Annotated in this window: 20 protein-coding genes; 10 read left to right on the top strand and 10 right to left on the bottom strand. The window is 69.0% G+C overall.

From position 1 onward, the window contains the following. The first annotated feature begins 5 nt into the window (after positions 1 to 5). The 7 genes from ID574_RS47670 (at position 6) to ID574_RS63135 (ending at position 6,316) form a co-directional block, all read left to right on the top strand. Positions 6 to 1,286 (top strand): MFS transporter, encoded by a 1,281-nt coding sequence (locus ID574_RS47670; protein WP_188195699.1) that lies wholly within the window; start codon positions 6 to 8, stop codon positions 1,284 to 1,286. Next, entirely contained in the window at positions 1,283 to 2,233 is a 951-nt protein-coding gene (locus tag ID574_RS47665; protein ID WP_188195698.1) for a phosphoglycerate dehydrogenase, read from the top strand. The genes ID574_RS47670 and ID574_RS47665 overlap by 4 nt, the downstream gene beginning before the upstream one ends. 19 nt (positions 2,234 to 2,252) lie before the next feature. Next, a complete protein-coding gene (locus ID574_RS47660) occupies positions 2,253 to 3,635 on the top strand; it encodes an acyclic terpene utilization AtuA family protein (RefSeq protein WP_188195697.1) in 1,383 nt (460 codons plus the stop codon). Beyond that, complete coding sequence (locus ID574_RS47655; RefSeq protein WP_188195696.1) at positions 3,628 to 3,963, top strand: DUF4387 domain-containing protein; 336 nt, start codon at positions 3,628 to 3,630, stop codon at positions 3,961 to 3,963. Before ID574_RS47660 ends, ID574_RS47655 begins: the two co-directional genes overlap by 8 nt. Next, a complete protein-coding gene (locus tag ID574_RS47650) occupies positions 3,953 to 5,359 on the top strand; it encodes an MmgE/PrpD family protein (RefSeq protein WP_188195695.1) in 1,407 nt (468 codons plus the stop codon). The genes ID574_RS47655 and ID574_RS47650 overlap by 11 nt, the downstream gene beginning before the upstream one ends. Positions 5,360 to 5,434: 75 nt before the next feature. Next, on the top strand, positions 5,435 to 5,656 hold the full coding sequence (locus ID574_RS47645; RefSeq protein ID WP_223167811.1) for an RICIN domain-containing protein: 222 nt from the start codon (positions 5,435 to 5,437) through the stop codon (positions 5,654 to 5,656). 279 nt (positions 5,657 to 5,935) lie between these two features. Then, positions 5,936 to 6,316, top strand: coding sequence for a histidine kinase (locus ID574_RS63135; protein WP_188195745.1), 381 nt, complete (start codon positions 5,936 to 5,938; stop codon positions 6,314 to 6,316). Between the two features lie 91 nt (positions 6,317 to 6,407). Here the strand turns inward: ID574_RS63135 and ID574_RS47635 are convergent, their stop codons facing one another. Genes ID574_RS47635 through ID574_RS47625 form a run of 3 tightly spaced genes read right to left on the bottom strand, consistent with a single transcriptional unit; the run spans position 6,408 to position 8,781 of the window. Beyond that, positions 6,408 to 7,454 (bottom strand): glycoside hydrolase family 43 protein, encoded by a 1,047-nt coding sequence (locus ID574_RS47635; protein ID WP_188195694.1) that lies wholly within the window; start codon positions 7,452 to 7,454, stop codon positions 6,408 to 6,410. After that, positions 7,451 to 7,672 (bottom strand): hypothetical protein, encoded by a 222-nt coding sequence (locus ID574_RS47630; protein ID WP_188195693.1) that lies wholly within the window; start codon positions 7,670 to 7,672, stop codon positions 7,451 to 7,453. Before ID574_RS47630 ends, ID574_RS47635 begins: the two co-directional genes overlap by 4 nt. Continuing rightward, positions 7,669 to 8,781, bottom strand: coding sequence for a Gfo/Idh/MocA family protein (locus ID574_RS47625; protein ID WP_188195692.1), 1,113 nt, complete (start codon positions 8,779 to 8,781; stop codon positions 7,669 to 7,671). Before ID574_RS47625 ends, ID574_RS47630 begins: the two co-directional genes overlap by 4 nt. 115 nt (positions 8,782 to 8,896) lie before the next feature. Between ID574_RS47625 and ID574_RS47620 the strand changes: the two genes are divergently transcribed. Beyond that, positions 8,897 to 9,937 carry a LacI family DNA-binding transcriptional regulator gene (locus ID574_RS47620; protein ID WP_188195691.1) on the top strand — a complete coding sequence of 347 codons (1,041 nt, stop codon included), beginning with the start codon at positions 8,897 to 8,899 and terminating at the stop codon, positions 9,935 to 9,937. 63 nt (positions 9,938 to 10,000) lie between these two features. Here ID574_RS47620 and ID574_RS47615 read toward each other — a convergent pair whose 3' ends face one another. The 7 genes from ID574_RS47615 to ID574_RS47585 all read right to left on the bottom strand — a co-directional run bounded on the left by ID574_RS47615 (position 10,001) and on the right by ID574_RS47585 (position 19,645). Further along, positions 10,001 to 10,576 carry a hypothetical protein gene (locus tag ID574_RS47615; protein WP_188195690.1) on the bottom strand — a complete coding sequence of 192 codons (576 nt, stop codon included), beginning with the start codon at positions 10,574 to 10,576 and terminating at the stop codon, positions 10,001 to 10,003. A 53-nt stretch (positions 10,577 to 10,629) separates the two neighbouring features. Beyond that, positions 10,630 to 11,667: an ABC transporter ATP-binding protein gene (locus ID574_RS47610; RefSeq protein WP_188195689.1), complete on the bottom strand. Its 1,038-nt coding sequence runs from the start codon at positions 11,665 to 11,667 to the stop codon at positions 10,630 to 10,632. After that, positions 11,664 to 12,761: an ABC transporter ATP-binding protein gene (locus ID574_RS47605; protein WP_188195688.1), complete on the bottom strand. Its 1,098-nt coding sequence runs from the start codon at positions 12,759 to 12,761 to the stop codon at positions 11,664 to 11,666. Before ID574_RS47605 ends, ID574_RS47610 begins: the two co-directional genes overlap by 4 nt. A 65-nt stretch (positions 12,762 to 12,826) precedes the next feature. Beyond that, positions 12,827 to 13,954, bottom strand: a complete 1,128-nt coding sequence (locus ID574_RS47600; RefSeq protein ID WP_188195687.1) for an ABC transporter permease — start codon at positions 13,952 to 13,954, stop codon at positions 12,827 to 12,829. Positions 13,955 to 13,960: 6 nt separating this feature from the next. Beyond that, positions 13,961 to 14,947 carry an ABC transporter permease gene (locus ID574_RS47595; RefSeq protein ID WP_188195686.1) on the bottom strand — a complete coding sequence of 329 codons (987 nt, stop codon included), beginning with the start codon at positions 14,945 to 14,947 and terminating at the stop codon, positions 13,961 to 13,963. Positions 14,948 to 14,993: 46 nt separating this feature from the next. Further along, the gene (locus ID574_RS47590) at positions 14,994 to 17,114 is read right to left on the bottom strand and encodes an ABC transporter substrate-binding protein (RefSeq protein WP_188195685.1); all 2,121 of its coding nucleotides are present in this window, start codon (positions 17,112 to 17,114) and stop codon (positions 14,994 to 14,996) included. Between the two features lie 485 nt (positions 17,115 to 17,599). Then, positions 17,600 to 19,645, bottom strand: coding sequence for a beta-galactosidase (locus ID574_RS47585; RefSeq protein ID WP_188195684.1), 2,046 nt, complete (start codon positions 19,643 to 19,645; stop codon positions 17,600 to 17,602). An 896-nt stretch (positions 19,646 to 20,541) separates the two neighbouring features. Between ID574_RS47585 and ID574_RS47580 the strand changes: the two genes are divergently transcribed. Continuing rightward, positions 20,542 to 21,147 (top strand): TetR/AcrR family transcriptional regulator, encoded by a 606-nt coding sequence (locus tag ID574_RS47580; RefSeq protein WP_188195683.1) that lies wholly within the window; start codon positions 20,542 to 20,544, stop codon positions 21,145 to 21,147. Continuing rightward, positions 21,144 to 22,010, top strand: coding sequence for a crotonase/enoyl-CoA hydratase family protein (locus tag ID574_RS47575; RefSeq protein ID WP_188195682.1), 867 nt, complete (start codon positions 21,144 to 21,146; stop codon positions 22,008 to 22,010). The genes ID574_RS47580 and ID574_RS47575 overlap by 4 nt, the downstream gene beginning before the upstream one ends. Positions 22,011 to 22,012 lie beyond the last annotated feature (2 nt).

The following is a 22,012-nucleotide window of genomic DNA, read 5'->3' as shown; positions in this document are numbered from 1 at the left end:
GTCCAATGTCGACGACGATGCGCGGGCAGCGCGCGCGAGCGGGACGGATCACGTTCCTCGTTTCCCTGGCGGTCTTCGCGCAGGAGTCGACGTGGAACCTCTACGACTCGCAGGTGCCGCCGTTGCTCCGCGAGCACATCGGCAGTGCCGCGCTCATCGGCCTGCTCATGGGGATGGACAACCTGCTCGGCATCTTCATCCAGCCGTGGATGGGCAACCGGTCGGACAACACCCGTACCTCATGGGGAAGACGTATCCCGTACCTCGTCGTCGGGATGCCGTTGGCGGCGCTGCTGTTCCTCGCCATCCCGCATGCCGCGGCCGCGTTACCACTGCTGGTCCTGGTGATGTTCGCCTACGCGCTGGTCGCGAACTCGTTCAAGCCCATCGCCGAGTCCCTGCTCCCGGACTTCATCCCGCCGCAGCGCCGGAGCCGGGCCAACGCGGCGGTCAAGATCGCGTCGAGCCTCACGGTGATGGTCGCGGCGCTGATCAGCGTCTTCATGATCGACGACTTTCCGAGGTTGTCGTTCGCGATTCCCGCGGTCTTGATGGTGGCGTCCGTGGTCCTGCTCGCCGCGAAGCTGCGGGACAGCCGGTCCCCGGCCTACCAGACGGCACTGGAGGAGGACCGCGAGCGGCAGGGTACGGCGTCGGCGGACGTGCGGGTGCGGGTGCGGGACGTCGTGCTCGACATCGTGCGGGATCCGAACCGCAGCAGGTTGTTGCTCATCGTGTCCATCCTCCTCTTCGGTGGTGCGTGGGCCGCCTCCCGGGCACTCATCACGCCGTACGGCATGGAGGTGCTGGACCTGTCCCGCGGCGAAGCGGGCGGGCTGACCCTGCCCAGCGGGGTGGCCTTCATCCTGGCGGCCTACCCGGTGGCGATGCTCGCGGAGCGCTTCGGCCGGCTGCGCGTGATGATGGCCGGGATGGCGGTGTTCGCGGCCGGCCTGGTGCTCGGCACCGTGGTGCAGACGCCCACCGGTGCGGTGGTCGGTCTGTGCGTCGCGGCAGCGGGTGCGTCCTCGTTCCTGGTCAACGTGGTCGTCGTCCTGTGGAACCTCGCCCCGTCTGACGGAGTGGTCGGGACCTATACCGGGCTCTATACCGTCGGGTGGGTGGGTGGCGGCTTCCTCGGGCCGGCGGTGGTCGGCGGCATGGTCGACCTGACGAACTGGTTCCTGCTGCTGATCCACGTCGCGATCATCGCGGTCATCGCCGTGCTGACGGTCGCGCGCGTCAGTGCCCTGCAACGACGGTCTTCCTCCGGACGTGTGCTGTGACGGCAACCCGCGTGCTGATCACCACGGACTACCTCCGCCCCGGCGACGAGGTCGACGAGTTCCTGAGACTCTCCGGGCTGGAGACCGTGCACCTGCCCATGGTCGGTCGGCGCGACCCCGAGCAGCTCGTGGCAGCGCTCGCCGGGATCGACGCCGCGCTGGTGGCCAACGAACCGTTGACGGCCGACGTCCTCGCCCGCGCGCCGAGGCTGAGGGTCATCGTGCGGACAGGCGTGGGCTACGACTCGGTCGACGTCGCCGCCGCGGCCCGGCTGGGGATCAGCGTGAGCAACCTGCCCGGCATCAACGCCAACGCCGTCGCCGAGTACACCATGGGTCTGTTGCTCGCGGGCGCCCGACGTCTCGTGCAGTCCGCACACGGTGTGGCCCAGGGGGCCTGGCCGCGTGAGGACGGACGTGAACTGCGTGGGTCGACCCTCGGACTCATCGGCTACGGCGCATCGGCGCGGGCGGTGGTGCCGCTGGCTCGCGCCTTCGGCATGAGCGTGGTCTGCTCCACCAACGTGCCGCCGCGGCTGCGGAGCGACCCCTCGGTCCGGTTCGTCGACCTGCCCGAGCTGCTGGCCATCGCCGATTACGTCTCGGTGCACACCGCGCTCACGGAACGGACCCGAGGCCTGCTCGGCGAGTCGGCGTTCAAGCGGATGAAGCCGACCGCGCTGCTGGTCAACACCGCGCGTGGTCCCATCGTCGACGAGGACGCACTCGTCGCGGCCGTGCGGGCGGGACAGATCGCGGGCGCCGCACTCGACGTCGTGAGCGAGGAGCCGCTTCCGCTTGGCAGCCCGTTGCGTGGCGTCGACGGCATCGTCGTCTACTCCCACATGGCCGGGCAAACCGCCGAAGCGCGAGCCGCCGCAGGGCGCAGAGGGGCCGAGGAACTCGTGGCGGCGCTCGAAGGCCGAGCACAGTTCCCGGTGAACTGACACCGAGAGAAAGAGGGACATGGACAGCGAACCCGTCAAGTCGGTCCGGGTCCTGTCGCCGAGCGGCATGCTCGGCGCAGGTTGGGACCACGCGACGATCGAGCGCGGCATCGCCCTGGGTGCCGACGTCATCAGCATCGACGCCGGGTCAACGGACTCCGGCCCCTACTACCTCGGTTCCGCGACCCCCAAGACGACGGCCAAGGCGGTGGCACGCGATCTGCGCAGTCTGCTGACGGCCGCGTCCAGCGCGGGCATACCCGTCATCGTGGGCTCATGCGGTACGAGCGGGACCGACAGCGGCGTCGACTGGGTCGCCGGGATCGCGGCCGAGGTGATGGCGGAGGAGGGACTGGACCTGAAGGTCGCCCGGATCTACAGCGAGCAGGACGCGGCCGGATTGAAGGAGCACCTCGACGCGGGCCGGATCCACCCGCTACCACCGTTGGGACCGCTGCGGGCCGAGACCCTTGAAAGCTGCACCCACATCGTCGGCGCGATGGGCCACGAACCGATCGTCGCGGCACTCCGTGCCGGTGCCCAGGTGGTGCTCGCCGGCCGGGCCACCGACACGGCGGTGGCCGCCGCCTACCCGCTCATGAAAGGCATGCCAGCCGGGCCGACGTGGCACGCCGCCAAGATCGTCGAGTGCGGCGGTCAGTGCACCAGCAACCCGCGCGCGGGCGGAGTCCTCGCCACCATCGACGCCGACGGCTTCACCATCGAACCGCTCGACCCCGCGGTGTCGTGCACGCCGATCTCGGTGGCCGCCCACATGCTCTACGAGAGCGCGAACCCGTTCGAGATGCGGGAGCCCGACGGCACCCTCGACGTCCGGGACGCGCGGTACACCGCGGTCGACGACCGGATCGTCCGCGTCGAGGGGTCGAGGTTCCACGTCGCCGACCAGTACACGATCAAGCTGGAAGGCGCCCGGATCACCGGCTACGAGACCATGTCGTTCACCGCGATCCGAGACCCCCTCATCCTCGCCGACATCGACGCCTGGGCGGACCTGATGCGCATGATGATCAAGCAGCGGGTGGGCCAGACGCTGGGGCTGGCGCACGACGAGTACGCCTTCGACCTGCGCCTCTACGGCCACAACGCGGTGCTGGACGACCTCGAGCCCGAGACCGGGCCGCCGCGGGAGGTGGGCGTGATGCTGCTGGTCAACGCGCCCGACCAGGCGACGGCCACGGCGATCGCCAAGGTCGCCAACCCGCTGATGCTGCACCTGCCGACGCCGGCGATGGACTACCTGCCGAGCCTCGCGTTCGCGTCCTCGCCGGCCGAGGTCGAGCGCGGCGCGGCGTACGAGTTCGTGCTGAACCATGTCGTCGACTGCGCCGACCCGACGAGCCTGTTCCGCATCGAGATGGGATTGAACGCCGATGTCTGAGACCACCCTGGCGGACCTCGCCCACGAGGTCCGGTCCAAGAACGCGGGCCCGTTCTGGGTCACCATGGAGCTCTTCCTGCGCGACGCCGACGGCTACCGGATCGCCGCGGACGAGTCCTTCCTGAACGAACGCGTGATCGCCGAGCTCTACCGGGTCGAGGAGAGCACGGTCCAGATGTTCCGGATCCCGTCGCTGAACGTCGTGAAGATCTCCTTCCCGCGCCCCATCGGCCAGGGATCGCTCCGGGACCGCGACATGCACGCCGGCCAGCACCACGTCCCTCTCGCGCGCATGCCGATCAGGCAGTCGGCCGGCCGTGATCGCTGACGACCTGGGTACCTGGGCGGCTGCGCTGCGTTTCGACGACCTCAGCGAGCACGCGATCCACACGGTCCGGCAACGCCTGGTCGACACCCTCGGTTGCGGGCTCGGCGCGTTCGACGCCGAGCCCAGCCGCGCCGCGCGACGTCTCGCACGTGCCCTTCCCCCGGGCCCGTCGACGGTCCTGGGCGCGAGACACACCGCCACCGCGGACGTCGCCACGTTCGTCAACGGAACGATGGTGCGCCACCTGGACTTCAACGACGGCTACCTCGGGCTCGAGCCCGGACATCCCAGCGACAACATTGCGGCATGTCTGGCGGTTGCCGAGGCCGAAGGGCGCTCCGGCCGGGACCTCGTCACAGCCATCGCGCTCGCCTACGAGGTGCAGGTCCAGTTGCAGGACGCCGCGAACCTCTACCGCCGCGGGTGGGACCACGTGAACTACGTGCTCGTGGCCGCCACCCTCGCCGCCGGCAAGCTCATGGGCCTGGAGGCTCGACAGCTCACCCAGGCGGTCAACATCGCCCTGAACGGGCACATCGCGATGCGCCAGGTCCGGGCAGGCGAACTGTCGTCGTGGAAGGGTTCCTCCGCGCCGAACGCCGCCAGGAACGGCGTCTTCTCCGCCTGGCTGGCCAGGGAGGGGTTCACCGGACCCGCGCCGATCTTCGAGGGCGAGATGGGGTTCATGCGACAGGTGAGCGATTCCTTCGTGCTGGAGCCACTCGAGTTTCCGCACAACTCCGGCAGCACGTACGCCGTGTCCCGGACGCTCACCAAACTGCTGCCGACCAACGGTGAGATGCAGACAGCGGTGTGGGCGGCGTTCGCCTTGCGCGAGAAGATCGCCGACCTCGACGAGATCGACCGCATCGTCGTCGACACCACGCACATCGGCTGGACGATCCTGGGCAAGGACCCGGAGAAGTGGCGCCCCACCACCCGCGAGACCGCCGACCACAGCCTCCCGTACACGGTGGCCCGCGCACTCGTCGACGGGGAACTGACGGCGTCCTCGTACGATCCGGACGCGCTCACCGACCCCGCCGTCGGGGCGTTGATGGCCCGCGTCGAGGTTCGCGAGGACCCGGTTCTCACGGCGATGCTGCCGACCCGCATCCCCAACCGGGTCACCATCCGCCTCACCTCCGGCGACAAGCTCGTCCGCGAGGTCCACGACGCCCCCGGCGGCCACCGGACGCCGATGACCGATGAGCAGTTCGAGAAGAAGTTCGTGGCCCTCGTGGAACCGCTGACGACGGCAGCGCGGTGCAGCCGGATGCTCGACGAGATCTGGAACGTCGACCTGGCGCCGACCGTCACCACCCTCATGAAGACCCTGGTCGTCGACGACGAGCCCGATGGCGGACGAAACCAGCCTCCTCTTGCCTCGACCTGAAAAAGGGAGATCTCGTGATTCGTCTCGAAGCCTGCCGCACACCCCGGCCGCCGGCTGCTGACCGGCCGTACACCGTTGCTGGGCACGATCCGCGGCAACGGCGGCAGCAACCAGCGCTGGGAGGTCCGGGACCTCGGCACCGGCTACTACCAGATCGTCGCCGGACACTCCGGCAAATGCCTTGACGTCCCGAGCAGTTCCACCGCCGACGGCACCCGCCTGATCCAGTACACCTGCACCAGCGGGCAGAACCAGCAGTTCACGCGAAATGCGGGCCCGGCGACCCGGTCGTCGTGATCCTGCTGGCCGGCCTGCCGGCGTCATCCAGCTGCGGCACAGCCTCGCGGCCGCCCGGGGCGAACGCCCGACGGGATGGCGTGCTGCGGGAGCCGGGCGCGACGGTCCCACAGGCCATCCTCATGGGCACATATGCCGTGGTCGCCGCCGGCCTGTACGCCGTGGCCCTGGTCGGCGGCGCCCGGCTGGTCCGGCTGGTGACCGAGCTGGACGCCACTCGCGACTGGCCGCCACGGTGGTCGGCGAGGAACGCATCCAGGTCTCCCGCGACCTGCAGACCTGATCGGCCAGAGCCTGTCGGCGATCTCGCTGAAGGTCGACCCGGCGCCGCGGCTGTTCGCCAAGGACGCCGCCGCAGCCCGTGCCGAGGCCGGGAGCCTGACCGGCGTGGCCCGCGACGCGCTGCGGGACGTACGCGCGAGTCCGGGCCGTGTCCGGCTCGTCGGCCACCAGCGCGGGCGCACCCTCGTACTCACCGGCCTGAGCCAGCCCGGCAACCTGCTGCGCGTGCCACGGCCTGGTCGAGTTCCTCATGCGCCGGGCTGGAATTCCTCAGCGGCCGACCCGAGTGGCTGTGTGCCATGCCGAACCAGATCGCCATCGGCCTGGTCGATCGCGCCTTCACGCGGACCGGAAGGAGTCCGGTGGCGGACACTGTGAACGATGCGCAGCCGTCGCCATGCGCTGCGAAGAGCGCCCCCGCGGGATGCCCCCGTCAGGACGCTCGGTCCGCGGTGCGTCGAAGGAACCGTCAGCCCGCTCCGGCTCCCCGTGGCGCCGGGGCGCCGCCTGCGCCGTAGTGTGCACGCAATCGCTCCAGCTCCGCTCGCGTGACCGGCAGGACGCTGCCGTGCCGGGCGCCCTGCGGAAGTACGAATCCCTCGGCAGGGCGCCACACCCCGCCGGTTGGATCGGAGGTCTCGAACGGCACGTACCCGCGGCCGCGGAACTCGTCAATGAGCAGGTACCACTTCTGCTCGGTGGTGGAGCGGAAGATGGTCGGCCCCTCGCCTTCGGTGACGCCCGGGCGCGTGGTGTCACCCCGTCCGACGCACTTGGCGACCAGCTCCCACTCGGCGCCGGTGAGCCGTGCGGACTTCTCCTGCGTGATGAACCGGCCGCAGGGGTCCGACCAGCCGGGGGCTCGCGCGTCCTTGGTGAACCGGTAGTAGGTCTCGCCGTGGCGGAACACCGTGGCGTCCAGGACGGGGTGCCCCGGGTCGTGCCAGATCTGCGGGGCGCTGAAGGTGCGGAAGTCGCGGGTCGTGGCGTAGAGCATGCGCTCGTGGGTCTCTGTGGAGCGGTCCGTGTCGCCCACGGCGTACAGCCGCGACGCCCAGTACACGACGTAGGCGCCGCTTTCCGGGTCGTAGTGCGCCTCCGGTGCCCAGGCGCAGCCGGCGGTGCCGGGGGAGACCCGGATGTGGCGTTGCGGCGACCAGTGCACCAGGTCGGCCGACTCCCACACCTCGATGTACAGGCTGCCGACCCTTTTCGCGGCGTGCCAGTCCCCGCTCCCGTAGATCCGCAAGTCCGTGGCGAGCAGGAAGAACCGGTCGCCGGCGGGTGAACGCACAAGGAACGGGTCGCGTACCCCCTTCTCGCCGTGCGTCGAGGTGAGGACCGGTTGTCCCTCATTCAGCTCGTCCCAGAATCGGGGGTCGTTGCCGCGGCTGGCCGCGAAGTAGATCTGCTCGCCGCGGGGTTTGTCCTCTCCCGTGAAGTAGGCGAACAGGTAGCCCTCGAATGCATCGGCTCCGGCGGACGTGGGGGCTGGCGTGCCCGCTGGTCCCATCACGCCGGCCGATCCTGCGTCGCGGCCCGGCAACTCCCCTGCAGCAGCGGCGACTCCTGGCCTCGTCCGGCCTTGCGTCGGCGACGGCGACGCCGTGGTAGACGTAGCGCAGCAGCTCCGTGCGCCGCCCCGTCAGTGCAGTCGCGGACGATGAGCTCCGTGCCGCTGTTGTGCACCGTGAGCCCTGCCCCGGTGCCCGGGCGGGTGTCCAGCGCGGTCATGCGGCCTCCTTGACGCGCGGCCACGGCACGGCGCCACCGTCCATGGCGCGCACGAAAGGATCGTCGCCGGTGAGTTCGCCCGCGGCGACGGGGCGGCGGCGGAACGCGGAGGCGTAGGTGGCGGCGGCGAACTCCAGGGTGCGGCGCGCTTCGGCAAGGCTCACCCCGGGTTCGGTGCCGTGCCGCAGCGCGTCCAGGACCGCCGCGATCTGCAGCAGGTGCGCGCTCTCGACGTCGTCCGCGTCGTCGCTGCGCCACAGGGTTGCCAGGTGCTCGTGGCCGGGGGCGGGAGTGAAGCGCCAGTGCTTCTCCCGGTAGCCGTAGAGGTGCTCCAGCTCGACGGTGGCGTGCTCGAAATCGAAGCGGAGCCGTGAAGTTTCGCGCGGGGCGAGCAGTGAATTGACGACGCTGGCCATCGCCCCGTTCTGGAACCGGGCGAGGGCCATCGAGACGTCCTCGGTGTCAGTGGGCCGGGCGAGCCGGCCGGCCACGGCGGTGACCTCGCTCCACGGGCCGAGGACGGAGAGCAACAGGTCGAACTGGTGGATGCCGTGGCCCATGGTCGGGCCGCCGCCCTCCACCTCCCAGCGCCCGCGCCACGGCACGGCGAAGTACGCGTCGGTGCGGTACCACAGGGTCTCGCAGACCGCGGTGAGCGGTCGGCCGAGCGCTCCGGAGGAGGCCAGCCGGCGCAGCCGGACGGCGGCGGGGCCGAAGCGGTGCTGGAAGACGGTGAGGACGGGTGTGCCGGTGGCCTGCTGCACCGCGGCGAGCTCGTCCAGCTCGGCGAGGCTCAGCGCGGTCGGCTTCTCGACCAGTACCGGCACCCCGGCGCGCAGGGCGGCGATGGCCAGCGGCGTGTGGCTGTGCGGCGGGGTGCAGATGTGCACCAGGTCGAGACGCTCCTCTGCGAGGAGCTTCTCCGCGCTGGTGTACACGCCCGACACGGAGAAGCGCCGGGCGAAGGTCTCGGCGCGGTCGCGGTCGGTGTCGGCGACGGCCACCAGGCTCGCCCGGTCGGACAGTTCGGCCAGGGCACCCGCGTGCGCGTGGGCGATGCCGCCCGCGCCAACGATGGCGACGCGGGCGGACGGGGACGGGTCCGGCATGGACGGTCTCCCTCTATGGCAGAATAGTGAACGTTCACTTTCGCTTCGAGGAAAACCGTAGTGAACTTTCTCCAGCAGGGCAATAGGGTGCCGCTCAGCACGAGGGGGTCCATCCATGACCGAACACTCCGCACCGGCCAGGCGGCCCACCATCAAAGAGGTGGCACGCCTGGCGGGCGTCTCGCACCAGACCGTCTCGCGATACCTGAAGTCTCGTCAGGGCCTGCTCCCGGCCACGCTCGAGCGCATCGATGGCGCGGTCGAAGAACTCGGTTACCGCCCCAACCTCATGGCCCGCTCTATGCGCACCCGGCGCACCGGCCGGCTCGCCGTCGTCATGCCCGTCACCACCTTCAACCACGCGCGCCTGCTCTCCGGCGCTCTGGCCGCAGGCCACGAGGCGGGACACGTGGTCGAGGTCGTCAGCGTCGAGGGCTCCACCGCGACCCGGACCGAGCGAGTCCTCGAACTCGCCCAGTCGGGACAGGTGGACGGGGTGCTGTCGCTGACGCCCATGGCGGCCGGCATCGAGCACGGCTTGCCGGAGGGAGCGGCCGTCGTCGTCTCCCCGGACTTCGACGACGCCATGCGCAGCATCGGCGAACTCACCGACGCTTCGCCCGTCACTGAGCTGATGGAACGCCTCGCCGCCCTCGGCCACCGGCGGTTCCTGCACGTCGCCGGAGATCAGGACTGGGCCTCGGCACGGGCGCGCAAGGCCGCCTACCTGGAGGCGGTCGAGCGGCTCGGACTCGAGTCGGTCGGGGTGGCAGAGGGCGACTGGTCCGGCGAGTCGGGGGTGGAAGCCGTCATGCGGCTGGACTCCGACCGGCTGCCCACCGCCGTGATCGCCGCCAACGACGTGGTCGCCTCCGGGGTGGTGCGCGGTGCCCATGAACGCGGCCTGGACGTACCCGGCGACCTGAGCGTCACCGGGTGGGACGACAACGAGCTGTGCCGGTTCCTCCCCCCGTCGCTCACCACCGTCCGCATCAACCTGGAAGGAGTCGGGCGCAACGCGGTGCTGCGGCTGATCAAGGCGGTCGGCGGGCCCGAGCTCGAACCGTGGAGCGGCCCGGTGACGCAGGTCATCTGGCGCGAGTCGACGGCCCCCCCGGGCCGTCCCTCCGCATCCCCATCCGCCGGGACGCGCTGACAGCGGCAGGCTGCCGTATGCCCCGCCACGGCGCCGCGCGGCGGGGCACGTTCCAGCCCGGGCTTACGCCACGTGACCCGGTACACCCGACGCCGCCGCCGTATGGGGCGCACCGGGCGCTGCCCGGCCCTGTTCCGGATCCGCGCCGTACCAGATCTCTTCGGCGAGCTGGAGCGTGGCCCAGCAATAGTTGCCCATCGCAAGCCAGTACGCGTACGCTCCCCGCGTCGCACCTTGATACACGAAGACCAGCTGAATCCGGCCCGCATACAGCGCCCGGATGCAGCGCTGCCGGATGTGTTCACCCTCGCGGAAGGTGGCGGTGCGCTCCACCTGCACCGCCCCGCCCACCGTGTCCTCGCGCGCTTCCAGAACGTCCCGTTCCGGCAGTGTGGCCAGGCCGGCGTCGAAGCCGTCGCGCAGCTCGGGCAGGTCGCCGACGGTCACGTCGGCCGGGAGCGTGCTCACCCAGGCGGCGACATAGGTGTCCGGGTCGTCTGCGTCGGGCCTGAGCATCACCCCCTCGCGGTCCTGGTCGAGGCGATCGGTATGCCAGTCCCAGGGGTAGCGGAACGAGAACCGGCCCCGCGGGTCGCGGTAGCGGGTGATGCCGGTGAACTGCGGTACGTCGTCGGTCATGGCACTCCTGTCGTACGCCCGGTGACGCGGGGCCGGGGAGGACTGGCTGAGCTTCACGAGGTGGCCTGTGCGGGTGGCACTGCCGCGGCGGCGCCCGCGAGCGGCAGCGCGCCGGCGAAGTGGCAGGCCGAGCGGTGGTCTTCGCCGACCTGACGCACCGGCGGGGTCTCCGCGGCGCAGACCGGCTGGGCGTAGGGGCAGCGTGGGTGGAAGTAGCAGCCGCTGGGCGGGTTCGCGGGGCTCGGCACGTCGCCGGTGAGCAGCTTCGGACGGGTTCGCACCCGCGGGTCGGGCTGCGGTACGGCGGCCAGCAGCGCCTCGGTGTACGGGTGCTTCGGCGCGGTGTAGAGCTGCTCGACCGGTCCGCTCTCGACGATCCGTCCCACGTACATCACCACCACCCGGTCGGCGATGTGCTCGACGGCCGCCAGGTCGTGGCTGATGAAGAGATAGGCCAGGCCCAGTCGGCGCTGCAGCTCCTCCAGCAGGTTGAGGATCTGCGCCTGCACGGACACGTCCAGGGCGGAGACCGCCTCGTCGCATACGATCAGATCCGGGTTGAGGGCGATCGCCCGCGCGATGCCGATGCGCTGGCGCTGGCCGCCGGAGAAGGCGTGCGGGTAGCGGTTCGCGTGCTCGGGGCGCAGGCCGACCAGGGTGAGCAGTTCCGCGACGTGGTCCTTCAGCGCCCGCCCGGCGGCCGCCTTGTTGATGAGGAGCGGTTCGGCGATGATGCTGCCGACGGTCATCCGGGAGTCCAGGGAGGCGAACGGATCCTGGAAGATCATCTGGAGGTGGGGGCGGACCGCGCGCAGCATGCGGGCGTCGGCGGACTCGAGGCGGACGGGGCCGCGTCCGGGGTGGTGGAAGACGACCTCGCCGGCGGTCGGCTCTTCCAGCCGGAGGATCGTGCGCCCGGTCGTGGACTTGCCGCAGCCGGACTCGCCGACCAGGGCGACGGTCTCGCCCCGGCGGACCGTCAGGTCGACCCCGTCCACCGCCTTGATCTCCCCGACGCGGCGGCGCAGGAAGCCGCCGCGGATGGGGAAGTGCTTGCGCAGGCCGGTTACTTCGAGCAGTGGTTCGTTCATGCGTCCTCGCCCGGCTCGGTCCGGCCGGTCTCGTCGTCGCCTTGGTAGAGATGGCAGTGCACGGTGTGTCCCGGTCCCGCGGTGCTCAGGGCCGGGACGGTGGTATCGCAGCGGCCTGGGATCGCCTCCGGGCACCGGGGGTGGAACGGGCAGCCGGCCACCCGTGTGTGCGGATCGGGCACAGAGCCCTCGATCACCTCCAGCGGCGCCTTGCGGTTGCGGCCGATGCGGGGTATCGAGCGGAGCAGCGCCCGGGTGTAGGGGTGCTTGGGGTCGTAGAAGAGGTCGTCGACGCTGCCGCGCTCCACGATCCGGCCCAGATACATCACGATCACCTCCTCGCAGAGCTGGGCGACCACGCCCATGCTGTGGGTGATGAACATGATCGACATGCCGGCCCGGTCGCGCACGTTCCGGATCAGTTCGAGGATCTGTGCCTCGGTGGTGACGTCCAGCGCGGTGGTGGGCTCGTCGGCGATGAGCACCGTCGGGTTGCAGGAGAGTGCCATGGCGATCATGGCGCGCTGCCGCATGCCGCCGGAGAGCTGGTGCGGGTAGGACGCGGCGGCCGCCTCGGGGTGCGGCATGCCCACCTGGCGCAGCATCTCCACCGCGCGCTTGTGCGCCTCCTCGCGGTTCCGCGTTTGATGGATGAGGACGGCTTCGGCGATCTGGGCGCCGATGGTGTACACCGGGTTGAGCGAGCTCATCGGCTCTTGGAAGATCATCGCGATCTCCCTGCCGCGCAGCTCGCGCATCCGCGCACTGTCCGGGCTGAGCCCGGTGATCTCGGTCTCCCCGCCCACGCTGCGCAGCGTGATGCTGCCGCCGGTGATGCGCCCCGGCTTCTCGATGATCTGCAGGATCGCCCGGGCCGTCACGCTCTTGCCGCAGCCGGACTCGCCGACGATCCCCAGCACCTTGCCCCGCGGAACGTCGAATGTCACGCCGTTCAGCGCGCGTACCACGCCCAGCTGGGTAGGAAACTCCACTTCCAGGTCACGGATGGACAGCACAGCGTCTCCGGCGCCGTGCGGCACCTCCACCGGGGCGGCGGCAGGTGTTCCTTCCTCTGCCGCGTATGACTGGCTCATCGTGCGGTTCTCCGGCTCGGTCGGGGGTCGGTCGGGTCCTGTCACGCGGGGTGTCACGGTGCCCCTCATCCGTAGGGGTCGACGGCGTCGCGCAGCCCGTCGCCGATCAACTGGAAGCAGGTCACCGCGAGCACCACCAAGGCCGCCGGGATCAGCAGCCACGGGTACTGCTGCACGGTCGCGACGTTCTGCGCGTCCGAGAGCAGGACGCCCCAGCTGACGGCGGGCGGCAGCATGCCGACGCCGAGGAACGACAGCGACGTCTCGGCGATGATCGTGGCCGGTACCGCCAGCATCGCCGTGGCGACGATGTGGCTGGAGGCGTTCGGTATCAGGTGCCTGAAGACGATGCGGGCGCTGGAGGAGCCGGCGATTCGGGCGGCGGCGACGTAGTCGCTGGCCGCGTACGACATCACCTTGCCGCGGATCTGCCGCGCGAGGCTCGCCCAGCCGACCAGTGACAGGATGAGGGTGATCAGGAAGTAACGGCTGGTGACGGACATGTCCTGGGGCAGGATCGCGGCCAGCGCCAGCCACAGCGGCAGCGTGGGCAGCGACATCAGCAGCTCGATGAACCGCTGCAGCAGCGTGTCGACGGCTCCCCGGAAGTACCCCGATATCGTGCCGATCGTCGCGCCGAGGAAGGTGCCGACGGCTACGCCGAGCAGGCCGATGGTGAGCGACACCCGCGCGCCCTGCATGGAGCGGGCGAACACGTCCCGGCCGGCGCTGTCGGCGCCCCAGATCAGCAGTGTGTGCGGTTTGTCCACCGTCACGAGGTGCCGGTCGGTCGGGATCAGGCCGAACAGCTTGTACTCGTACCCCTTGCCGAAGAACCGCAGCGGTACGGGCTTGCTGCAGTCGCTGCGGTATTCGTAGGTGAAGGTCTCGGTGTCGAGCTGTTGCTCGCGGCTGCAGATCGCCGGTCCGCCGGACCAGATGACGGCCGTCGGGGATGCGTTCTTCAGGTCGACGTTCTGCTGGTCGTAGGGGTTGGGGGAGAGGAAAGGGGCCAGGATCGCGCACACGTAGAGCACCACGAGCACGACCGAACTGGCCACCGCGAGGCGGTTCTTGAGGAAGCGGCGCAACATGAGCCGCCACTGCGGCAGGGTGGCCGCCCCGTTGCCGGCGTCGGCGAGCGCGGAGGGGGCGGGGGGCTCCGTGACGGGAGGCGGTGGCGTTGTCGTCATCTCCGATCACTCTCCGACCCGGATGCGGGGGTCGATCACGGTGAGCAGGAGATCGGCGACGAAATTGCCGATCACCAGCAGGGCCGAGAGCATGAGCAAGATGGTGCCCGCGACGTACATGTCCTTGTTGAGCAGTGAGTTGACCAGCAGCGGCCCGATGGTCGGCAGGTTGAGGACGATCGACACGATCGCCTCGCCGGAGATCAGCACGGGGAAGGTGGTGCCGAAGGTCATCACCAGCGGGTGCAGCGAGTTGCGCACCGCGTGCTTCCAGATCACCTTGCGCTCCGAAACCCCCTTGGCCCGCGCGGTCTGCACGTACTGGTTGTTGAGAACGTCGAGCAGATTGGCGCGCATGACGCGGGTCAGCCAGGCGGTCGAGCCGGCCGCGATCACCACCAGCGGGATCCAGAGATGTTCGAGCAGATCGGTGAACTTGGCCCAGCTCCACGGGGCGTTCTCGTACTGGCTGGAGAAGAGCCCGCCGACGTCCGCGCCGAGGTAGTTGGCGGCGAGGGTCATGACCACGAGCGCGAACAGGAATTCCGGGATGGCGACTCCGACGAACTGGATCACCGTGATGACGTTGTCGGGCAGCGAGCGCCGGTGCGTGGCGGAGTAGACCCCGAGCGGGATCGACAAGCCCCAGGCGATGAGCAGGGCCCCGATGCTGAGCAGCAGCGAGAGTCCGAGCCGGCTCCAGATGAGGGAACCGACGGGTTCGTTGAGAGTGAAGGAGAACCCGAAGTCGCCGTGCCAGAAGCCGGATATCCACTTCCCGTACTGGGTGAACCAGGATTCGTCGACGCCGTACTGCTCCTTCAGCGCGGCGATCTGCGCCTCGGTCACCTCCCCGCCCTGCGACTGCAGCTGGGAGATCTTCTGCGAGAGAGCACTGCCGGGCGGCGCGGCGATGATGGCGAAACTGAGCACGGACACGACGGCGAGCGTCACGATCATGTAGACGGCGCGGCGGGCGACCACGATCAGCATGCGGCTTTCCCGGAGGTGACGGCCGGCCCGTCCCCGCTGGATGCGCTCACGCGTGCTTCTCCGGGTTCGTCCAGTACCAGCACTCGGGGTCGTAGGTGGCCGGGGCGGGGATGTGCCAGGGGCCGGTGATGCCGCCGAGGGCGAGGTTCTTCGGGCCGGGGACGTTGGCGAGGTCCCGGTTCTTGACGATCACTTCGGGGAAGTTGGCCGTGGAGCCCATGAAGAACGGCCCGTCCTCAATGTGAATCTTGAACATCTGCCAGACCAGCTGGTTGCGCTTGACCGGATCTGCTTCGGTCTTGGCTTGTTTGTACAGGCTGGTGAGCTTCTCGACTGGGTCGCCCGGCTCGGGCTCCATACGCGGGGGATGCCGCTTGATGGGCGCGAGGTCCAGCTCCTCCTTGTTCTTGCCGCTCGCGCTGTTGGCGTACCAGGCGGCCTCCAGCGGGGCCCAGTACTGGGTGTTCACCGGGACCAGCCAGTTCGGCACCACCATGATCGAGGTGCCGTTGGCGTTGCCCCAGTTGGTGTGGGACATCAGCTGCCCTGCCGTCCACTGCTCGCCGAAGGCGGCCGGCGACATCGGGACGCGCTTCATGTGCAGCCCGATCTTCTTCATGTCGGCGACGAGCTGCTCGTCCTTGTCGGCCTCCGGCTTGGAGATGTCGGCGGAGTAGGGGACCTGGATCGTCAGGGGTGCGCCGTCGGGGAACTCCACGTAGCCGTCGCCGTCGGTGTCCTTCAGGCCGATCTCCGCCAGCAGTGCCTTGGCCTTCTCGGGGTCGGGGCCGAGGTAGGAGTCGCGCCACTGCTGGTACAGCTTCGGGCCGTCCGGCTGCGCATGGAACTCGGCCGTGCCGGGCCCGATGGTGCCGGTGGTGAGCTCGCCCTGGTTGAAGTACAGGTTCTTGCGGGTGGCCTTACGATCCCAGCCGAGCGAGACGGCCTGGCGGAAGCGCTTGTCGCGGATGAGCTTGCCGTACTTCTCGTCCTTGGCGATGTAGTCGTAGTTGAAGAAGAAGATCGAGCCGGTGCCGTCCCCGGTGTTCCACAGCAGGATGTCGTAGTGGCCGCTGTCCTTGTGCCGGGAGAGCGTGGACACGTCGGCGAGGCTGACCTGATTGAACAAGCCCTGGCAGTAGTCGACCGCACCCTGCTGGATCTTGAGCTTGAGCGCCTCGGCGTTGGTCTGCAGCGAGAAGCTGATCTCGTCGATGTAGGGCAGCTGGTCGCCGTTGGTGTTGACGACCCAGTAGTACGGGTTGCGCTCGAGGACGATGCCGGTGTTGTTGTCGAAGGACTTGCACCGGTAGCCGGTGAGCGTGGGGCAGTCGGGGTTGCGCTTCCAGTCGGCCTTCTGCTCCCACAGACCGCCCGGCGTGTCCCAGTCCTTGGGGACCTTCGTGTTGTACTTGGGGTGGAACTGCTTGAGGTAGTGCTTCGGCAGCACCCAGGTGGGGCCGTTCCGGCCCAGGCCTCCGTTGACATAGGTGGCCAGTTGCTCGGGGAAGAGCGGCTGCGGGGTGTCCCAGGTGAACTTCAGCGTATGGTCATCCACCTTGGTCATCTTCACCGCGGTGCCCGTGCCGGAGATGTTCGACGGCGGCGGCGTCTGCGCGTTGTAGCCGGGCAGGACCATGTCCTCCCACCAGAACAGGATGTCGTCCACGGTGAAGGGTTCGCCGTCGGACCACTTGAGGCCCTCGCGGAAGTGGACGGTCCACTCGGACGCGTCGTCGTTGGCACTCCACTGGTCGGCGAGACCGGGGCCGACGTCCAGGCCGTCGTTGAGGAAGCGCAGGGGCGAGTGGCCGTAGAAGAATTCGGCGATCGAGTTGGCGTTGGCAGCGCCCGTGGCGCCGAAGGCGAGCATCTTCAGCTTTCCTCCGTACTTGCCCCCACTCGTCCAGCGGTGCGGGATGACGTAGGGGTTCGCGGGGATGCGCTGCTCGACGGGCGGCAGACCTTTGCCCGTCAGCGCGGGCGACTCCTGGATCTTCGCCGGGCGCGCCAGTGCCTTGGTCACGTCGCCCTTCAGGTCCGAGCCGGCGCCTGGGGACGTCGTGGCGGGCTTGTCAGGGCGACCGCTGGTGCACGCGGCGAGCATCACGCCGCCGGCGGCGGCCGCGGCGGTGCGCAGCAAGTGGCGTCGGCTGATTTGGCTCATGGTCCAACTCCCTGGACTTGGAGGCGTCGGGACGAGGAGAAGTGGCGGCAGCGTGCGCGTGCCGGTGCGGTTGAGCTGCAGAAAGCGGCCCGCTCACCGCTTGTGGCGACGCGGTTGCGTTGAGGGTAGTGAACGTTCACCTATGGGTCAATACGCGTAATGTGATCGATCACTTTTTGGTGGGCGAGGAGTGAGGGCCGTGGGCGGCGATTGTGGCGGTGCTCAGGACCCGCTGGTCCGGGCCTGAGCCGGCCTCGGCAGGGCCACGCCGTAGGGCGGCAGGTGAAGAGCTTGTCGCCGATCGTTGCCGCTCCCGGCGTCAGAAGATCCACTGCCTCGGGGGACACGGCGCCGACGGGTTCGGGGCATGACGCGCATCCGAACGAAGTCTCGTTGGCGGGCAGAGTTCATCGGCCTGCCGTGAGACTTTTCGTTCGGATGCGCTTCGCAGGCGGTGCTGAGGTCCCAGACCGGACAGCGATCGCCTAGGCAAGCGTGCTTTCCACGATCACGACGCCGGCCGGCTCCAGAACGACTTCGTGACCGACATCGACAACCTGTCCCGTCAGCAGCTCGACCCCGCGCCTGTCGAGGCGCACGGTCGCCTTGTCCTGGCCGTGGTTGAGCAGGAACAGGAATCTGCGGTCGGCGGTGCGGCGTTCTGTGACTTCCACTCCGGCGGGCGCCGCGTGGACGGGGTGGATGCCCGCACGGTCGAGGACGGCGCGTATGAGAGAGTCGAGAGCGGGCTGATCGAGGCGCGCACCGAGATAGACCGCGCGCCCCGCGCCGAGAGCGTTGTCGACGACGGCCGGCTGACCGGCGAGGTAGCCGGCCGTGTACACGGCGACGGCACGCGCTGATTCGGTGATCAGATCGTCCTGCCATCGGGTTGCGGTGGCGGCGAAGGCGTCGTCCACGAGCGACTGCTCCGCGACGGCTCGTACGGCCACCGAGTCGTCCGGCGTCAACGGGGAGAAGTCGCGGACGTGTGCTCCGATGACCTCCCGGAGGCCGCCGGGATAGCCGTTGGGAAGGACGTGGTCATCGTCGTCGACGATGCCGGAGAAGTAGGAGATGAGCGCGTGTCCTCCGTTCTCGACGAAGAGGCGCACGGCGGCTTGCTGGGCCTCGTTCATCATGTATTGGTTGGGCACGATGAGTACGCGGTAGCGCGACAGATCCGCCGACAGGGTCACGACGTCCACCGCCACCTGCGCGTTCCACAGGGCCTGATAGTGGCTGCTCACGACGTCGGCGTAGTTGTAGGTGTTGTCCGGGTGCGCGCAGCCCTCGACCGCCCACCAGTTCTCCCAGTCCCAGACGATGGCGACCTCGGCGTGGGTGCGGGCGGTCGCCACGTCCGCGATGCGGGTCAGTTCGTCGCCGAGCGCGAGCACTTCCTGCCAAATGCGGGTGTTCTGGCCCCCGTGCGGAAGCATGGCGGAGTGGAACTTCTCCTGGCCGAAGCGCGATGCGCGCCATTGGAAGAACATGACCGCGTCGGCGCCGTGCGCCACCGTCTGATATGACCCGAGCCGCATTCGTCCGGGCTGCTTGACCAGGTTGATCGGCCACTGGCTGACGGCTCCGGCAGCCTGTTCCATCAGCATCCACGGTTGTCCGGCACGCAGGGATCGCATCAGGTCGTACTGCAGGGCGGCCTTCGCCAGTCCCGCCGGGTCGGCTGGGTTCGGATAGATGTCGAGGGCGACGACGTCGAGTTCCTCCGCCCATCGGCGGTAGTCGTTCAGCCGGAAGAACTGCATGAAGTTGGTCGTCGTCGGCACGTGGGGCGTGATGGACTTGAGCAGGTCGCGTTCGCGCGTGAAGAGTTCGAGCTGGATGTCGGAGTTGAAGCGGGCGAAGTCCAGCTCGCGCGCGGGGTTCACCCAGCCTCGGACCGGTTTGGGCAGGTGGACTTGCGCCCAGTCGCTGTAGCGCTGGCTCCACATCGAGGTTCCCCAGCGCCGGTTGAGCTCCTCGAGCGACTGGTACTTGTCCTGAAGCCAGCCCCGGAACCGGTCATCACACACGTCGCAGAAGCAGTGCGAGTGGTACTCGTTGCCGATGTGCCACATGGCGAGTGCCGGGTGGTCGCGATAGCGCTCGGCGAGCATGCGCGCCATGCGCCGGCTCCGGTCTCGGTACACCTCGGAGGATGGGCAAAAGTGTCCGCGGCTGCCCACGCCGACGCGGACACCGTTGCGCTCGACCATCAGCGTCTCGGGGAAGTCCTCCGCGAGCCACGGCGGCGGCGAAGCGTTGGGCGTGGCGAGGTTCACGGCGATGCCGTTCGACCAGAGAAGGTCCATGATCTCGTCGAGCCAGCCGAACTCGAAGGTGCCGTCGGCGGGTTCGAGCGCCGACCAGGAGAAGACGCCGAGGCTCACGAGCCGTACGTTTGCGGCGCGCATCAGCTCGACGTCCTCGTGCCACATACTCCTCGGCCACTGCTCAGGGTTGTAGTCCCCGCCATAGAGGATGCCGGACAGTCGGTCACGAAAGGTGTTCATTGGGAGGTGGGACACAGGGCGTCTCCTTTGTCGGGTCCGCGAGGAGCGACGTCACGGGGAGATCGGCGGTGGGGAGGGCATCGGCGACCTGCGTGACGTCGGGAAGCGGACGCGGCGCTCGTCGACAGCTTGTCGAAGTAGTCGTGGTACGCGGAGTCCTCCGGCTGAACGGTGATTTCGGATGCGCCGCCTCCAGCACACCTCGTGACCAAGCCCAAAGCGATGATCAGTCCGAGGGTGAGCAAGCCCGCACGTGGGGTCGGGCGAAGTCCGTGTCTCATTGTCCTCCTTCGCCGCCGATGGCGACAGGCGAGGGCGTTACCTGCGGGAGGGCACGCCGTGCGGTCGCGTTCCGGGATAGGGTGCGGCGCCGCGCGGTCGTATTCGGGCGATGGAGCCGGCTCGCAACGCGAGCACCTGCGCTGAAGTTGATGTCAAGGTAAACGTGAACGCCATCTAGTGAACGTTCACTCGGACAAAATAGTGAACGATCACCTTCGGGTCAAGGTCCTGTGCTCTGGAGTGAGGCTGGACTGTCTGCACCGGGCCGACCGGAACCGCGGGGAAGTGGGCGGGAGCGGCCATAAGCACACTGGAGATGCTCGCCGGCGCCACGGCGTCCGCCTACGAGCCGGGGCGTGTCGTCGGGGTTGGCGGCCTCAAGGGTGGCGACGGGGCTCCTGCCGCCGCCCTTGTGCCGTGCTGGTTCACCACGTGACGGGCGGCTCGTGGACGCCTTGAATCGCCCTCGGTTCACGGGACAGAGCTGCAGCCTGCCCCGGCCGCACGCCCAGAGTTCCTCGTGACGTTCATGGCCAGGTCCTCGACAGGACACTCCACTCACAAGATCATCATTAAGCCTTTGGTCTTGGGCGGTTGACAGTCAGATGTGACTGTGAAACGGTTCACGCATGGCGTCGGGTGTACGGGCCGCGCAGCGTGAGGCGACACGGCAGCGGATCGTTCAGGTCGCGGTGGAGTTGTTGATCGAGCGCGGACTGGCGGCGACGACAACCGTCGAAGTGCAGCGTGCTGGCAGGTTCAGCCGGGGTGCGTTGCTGCATCACTTCCCGACGCGCGAGGCGATGCTGGGTGCCACGATCCGGCTGCTGATGGAGCGCAATGAGGCGGCGGTGCGGCAGGCCGAGGCCGAAACGCCGGCCGACCTTGATCGTGTGGAGCGCGCGATCCGGGTGCTGTGCGCGTCGATGGTGCGTCCGGCGTTCGTCGCGGAGTTGGAGTTGTGGGCGGCCGCGCGTACGGATCCCGCGTTGCGGGAGGTGTTGCGCCGTGAGGAGAAGCGAGCGCGTGTGGATCTTTACCGGGTGGTCGGAGAGGTGTTCGGCGAGGATCTGTCGTCCAGCGCGCGTTACCCCATGGTGGCGTCGCTGACTGTGCAATTCCTGCGTGGCCTGGCGATTTCCGATGTGCTGCGCGGTGAGCGGCGCACTACCGAGCGGCTGATCGCCGATTGGGTCGCGGTTGCCCAGGCCATCCTGGAGGGGAATAACCCGTGAGTGATGTCATCGGCTATGAGGTGCGGGACCGCAAAGCCTATCTGACGTTGAACCGGCCCCATCGGCTGAACGCGATCACGGCGGAAGTGGCGCGCAGGCTGAAGGAGCTGGTCGATCGGGCCAACGACGATCCGGCGGTGCATGTGATCGTGCTCCAGGGCGCGGGGCGTGCGTTCAGCGCGGGTTACGACCTCAAGCAGTACGCTGAGCACGGCCATCTGACGCAGCCGCCGGTGTGGGATCCGATCAAGGATTACCAGCACATGAAGCGCAACACCGACGACTTCTTCAGTCTGTGGCGTTCACTGAAGCCGACCATCGCGAAGGTGCACGGCTACGCGGTGGCCGGCGGCAGTGATATCGCCTTGTCCTGCGATCTGGTGGTGATGGCCGAGGACGCCCGGGTCGGTTACATGCCCGCGCGAGTGTGGGGCTGTCCGACCACCGCGATGTGGGTCTACCGGCTCGGTGCCGAGCGGGCCAAGCGGATGCTGCTGACGGGGGACACCATCGACGGAACCACCGCCGCCGCATGGGGTCTGGTGCTGCAGGCGGTCCCGGCCGCCGAACTGGACGCCGCGGTCGAGGCGTTGGCCGACCGCATCGCCGGGGTCCCGGTCAACCAGCTGGTCATGCAGAAACTGATGATCAACCAGGCTTACGACAACATGGGCCTGCACGGCACCCAGATCCTGGCCACCCTGTTCGACGGGATCACCCGGCACTCCCCTGAGGGCCGCTGGTTCCAGGAATTCGCCGCACAGCACGGATTCCCCGCCGCGGTGCGATGGCGCGACTCCGGCAGGCCGATCCCCGACGGCGGCGGCCCCATCCCCACCACAGCCGAAATCGACGAGGAGTAAGC

It is taken from the genome of Nonomuraea sp. SYSU D8015 (assembly GCF_008065375.1).
Classification (GTDB): Bacteria; Actinomycetota; Actinomycetes; order Streptosporangiales; family Streptosporangiaceae; genus Nonomuraea.
Note: the sequence above shows the minus strand (reverse complement) of the source record. Positions and strands in the feature narration are given on the sequence as shown.

Excerpts from the sequence above, each read along its gene's own strand:
- ID574_RS47670 (WP_188195699.1), top strand. The coding sequence starts at position 6 with ATGTCGACGACGATGCGCGGGCAGCGCGCGCGAGCGGGACGGATCACG.
- ID574_RS47600 (WP_188195687.1), bottom strand. The coding sequence starts at position 13,954 with ATGACGACAACGCCACCGCCTCCCGTCACGGAGCCCCCCGCCCCCTCC.
- ID574_RS47605 (WP_188195688.1), bottom strand. The coding sequence starts at position 12,761 with ATGAGCCAGTCATACGCGGCAGAGGAAGGAACACCTGCCGCCGCCCCG.
- ID574_RS47610 (WP_188195689.1), bottom strand. The coding sequence starts at position 11,667 with ATGAACGAACCACTGCTCGAAGTAACCGGCCTGCGCAAGCACTTCCCC.
- ID574_RS47660 (WP_188195697.1), top strand. The coding sequence starts at position 2,253 with ATGGACAGCGAACCCGTCAAGTCGGTCCGGGTCCTGTCGCCGAGCGGC.
- ID574_RS47615 (WP_188195690.1), bottom strand. The coding sequence starts at position 10,576 with ATGACCGACGACGTACCGCAGTTCACCGGCATCACCCGCTACCGCGAC.
- ID574_RS47620 (WP_188195691.1), top strand. The coding sequence starts at position 8,897 with ATGACCGAACACTCCGCACCGGCCAGGCGGCCCACCATCAAAGAGGTG.
- ID574_RS47655 (WP_188195696.1), top strand. The coding sequence starts at position 3,628 with ATGTCTGAGACCACCCTGGCGGACCTCGCCCACGAGGTCCGGTCCAAG.
- ID574_RS47590 (WP_188195685.1), bottom strand. The coding sequence starts at position 17,114 with ATGAGCCAAATCAGCCGACGCCACTTGCTGCGCACCGCCGCGGCCGCC.
- ID574_RS47580 (WP_188195683.1), top strand. The coding sequence starts at position 20,542 with ATGGCGTCGGGTGTACGGGCCGCGCAGCGTGAGGCGACACGGCAGCGG.
- ID574_RS47630 (WP_188195693.1), bottom strand. The coding sequence starts at position 7,672 with ATGACCGCGCTGGACACCCGCCCGGGCACCGGGGCAGGGCTCACGGTG.
- ID574_RS47625 (WP_188195692.1), bottom strand. The coding sequence starts at position 8,781 with ATGCCGGACCCGTCCCCGTCCGCCCGCGTCGCCATCGTTGGCGCGGGC.
- ID574_RS47595 (WP_188195686.1), bottom strand. The coding sequence starts at position 14,947 with ATGCTGATCGTGGTCGCCCGCCGCGCCGTCTACATGATCGTGACGCTC.